Origin of the sequence: Glaciihabitans sp. GrIS 2.15 (genome assembly GCF_035984695.1) — a bacterium.
Classification (GTDB): Bacteria; Actinomycetota; Actinomycetes; order Actinomycetales; family Microbacteriaceae; genus Lacisediminihabitans.
On record NZ_JAXCHU010000031.1, the window covers coordinates 1 to 2208 of the forward strand.

At 57.8% G+C, this 2208-nt stretch carries 1 protein-coding gene and 2 pseudogenes; 1 reads left to right on the plus strand and 2 read right to left on the minus strand.

What is annotated here, in order from left to right; translation table 11 throughout:
* Positions 1 to 503 precede the first annotated feature (503 nt).
* Positions 504 to 1073 (minus strand): hypothetical protein, encoded by a 570-nt coding sequence (locus RCH11_RS18040; RefSeq protein ID WP_327058410.1) that lies wholly within the window; start codon positions 1071 to 1073, stop codon positions 504 to 506.
* 227 nt (positions 1074 to 1300) lie between these two features.
* On the opposite strand from RCH11_RS18040, the pseudogene RCH11_RS18045 reads away from it, so the two are divergent.
* A pseudogene (locus tag RCH11_RS18045) lies at positions 1301 to 1870 on the plus strand (MOSC domain-containing protein).
* Positions 1871 to 1977: 107 nt separating this feature from the next.
* Here the strand turns inward: RCH11_RS18045 and RCH11_RS18050 are convergent.
* Positions 1978 to 2208, minus strand: a pseudogene (locus tag RCH11_RS18050) (integrase); the annotation flags it as partial.

The following is a 2208-nucleotide window of genomic DNA, read 5'->3' on the forward strand; positions in this document are numbered from 1 at the left end:
GGGCGGTCTGGGAGTAAAGCGTCCCGGATTTTATGCCGCGTTCTTCCTGGTGGAAAGACAAGATTCAGGCCGAGAAAGTGCCCGGTCGAGGTTCCGCTTACGGGCGGCCGCACCGGTCGAAAAGTGGTCTCAAGCACGCTCTCGCGATGGCGGGAAATACTGTCCGGTGATCGTCCGTCTTGCGGGCGTCAGAGTTTGCTGAGTTCGATGCCCCCATCATCAATTGCGCTGGTCGAGTTCGAGGCCATCATGAACACGCCAGCCGCACTGGCTGCTTGACTAGGAAATGTCACCTATCAGTGCAGCAGACCCCATCGGCACCTCACCTTTTTCGTCTTCGTCGAGACTTCCTCGTTGGTAGAAAGGCAGCCCGTCGGCACCAGGTTTGTAGGCAGCCAAGCTCGAGCCTCTGCCGCGCTCGTTGCGGAATTCGCTGGACCTGTTTCCTCGATACACATGGGCACTCTAAATAAGGAAGTGCACGTCGCACTTGAGACGAGACTCTAGCTGTTCCCTTCCACGACCACTTCCACGTCGTAATCAGCGAGAACTACCAGTCTCTTGAACGATGTTCGATCCATATGAACCAAATGTCCCTGACCCGCGCCGGAGTCCCGAATCCCCTTCTCGACTTCTGCCACTGCGCTGGACCACGCTTCTTCCGTGTGGACCGCCTGTACTTCAAGTTGCGCCTCGGTCGACGCCGGGACTCTAGCCATCATCTGCTCGCGCTGCGCATCGAGGTGCTTGGCTTCGGCGATAAGTTTTCGCCGTAGCGCAAAGGAGGTAGCGATTGCAGAGGCAAGGGCACCTGTGGCTGCGATAACACCCGGAGTGGCGTTTATGAGACTCACCAGAACGTCCGCATCACTTCCATAGTGCACCCGCAGAAACTTGATCGCGCCAGAGGATCTGCGATTGAATGACTTCAAGTTCGCATGGTGATCGCTTGAAAGCTGAACCAGCTCGTTTACTGCATCCATGACGGCAACAAATTTGGTCGACTCGATCGAGTCTTCCAGGGAAATGACAACACGGACGAGCGATGATCGAGTATCGAGAATTGCGGTCATCTGTCGATGCTATCGAGTGTCGACGCTTGTTGAAATCTAGGCCGGTTTTGCTCTGGCGGGTTCTAGTCAACGTCGCAACACGAGCTGATTTTCTGAAGCTAGCAGTGCCTCGAAAAGTTCTGCTGGCGTAAGGTCACCGAGCACCTTCCGCCAGCGGACCGATATTGGGAGCTTAACCGAGCGCGAATCGGGTCACCGAGTGAAAGTATCGTGCTTGTAGCGCAGTGATGGGCAACAATTGTTTCGTGCACCCAACAGACGAGAGCCGAGCCGTTGTTGTCGCAGTCAGCCGCGACCCGGACCACCGGTTCAGCAAACAGTCCGTCGACGAGATTGTCTTGATCGCAGGATGGGGCATCGAGGGCGATGCCCATGCCGGCACCACCGTTCAACACCTTTCGCGGGTTGCGCGCGATCCATCTCAGCCCAACCTGCGGCAGGTGCATCTGATCCATGCGTAGCTTTTCGATGAGGCGGCTACGCGGTCGAGGCGGGTCAATTAGGCGAGAACGTCACGACTCGGGGCGTTGACCTCCTCGCTCTTCCCGGATGTACGTTGCTGCACCTCGGAGACGACGCCGTGGTCCAAGTCGCTGGTCTTCGAAATCCATGCCAGCAGATCAACGGATTCGAACCTGGATTGCTCAGCCAAGTCTTGGGTCGCGCGGAGGATGGGTCTGTCGAACGAAAGGAGGGGTGTGATGACGGTTGTCATCGTCGGGGGTGTTGTGCGAGATGGCGACGAGATTCGAGTGCAGCTTCCGGCGGGAGAGCGGATCCCGCTGGGACCCGTCTGAGCAATAGCTCACACCACGCAGGCCCCGCAAGACGTTCGTGAGTGACACGCAACTGGGCGGTGTGGCTGAGGGTGCAACCTTCTCAATTCGGGTGATTAGACACCACTTCAGAACGATCGATGATGGTCTGAGTTGTCGAGCTCGTCGTCGCGGCGCAGCAACGGCACCAACACGCTCAGCATTACCGCAAGACGCTTTCCCTCCGGCGCCCGCAGCACCGCCCAAGACTTCACCAGCTTCAATATTTTCAATGTCAACGCCGCCCGCAACGCCGTGCGGGCGTAGTCACGATGCCACCCGGTCAGCTCCACTAACTCGGTCAGGATCCGGCCCTTACC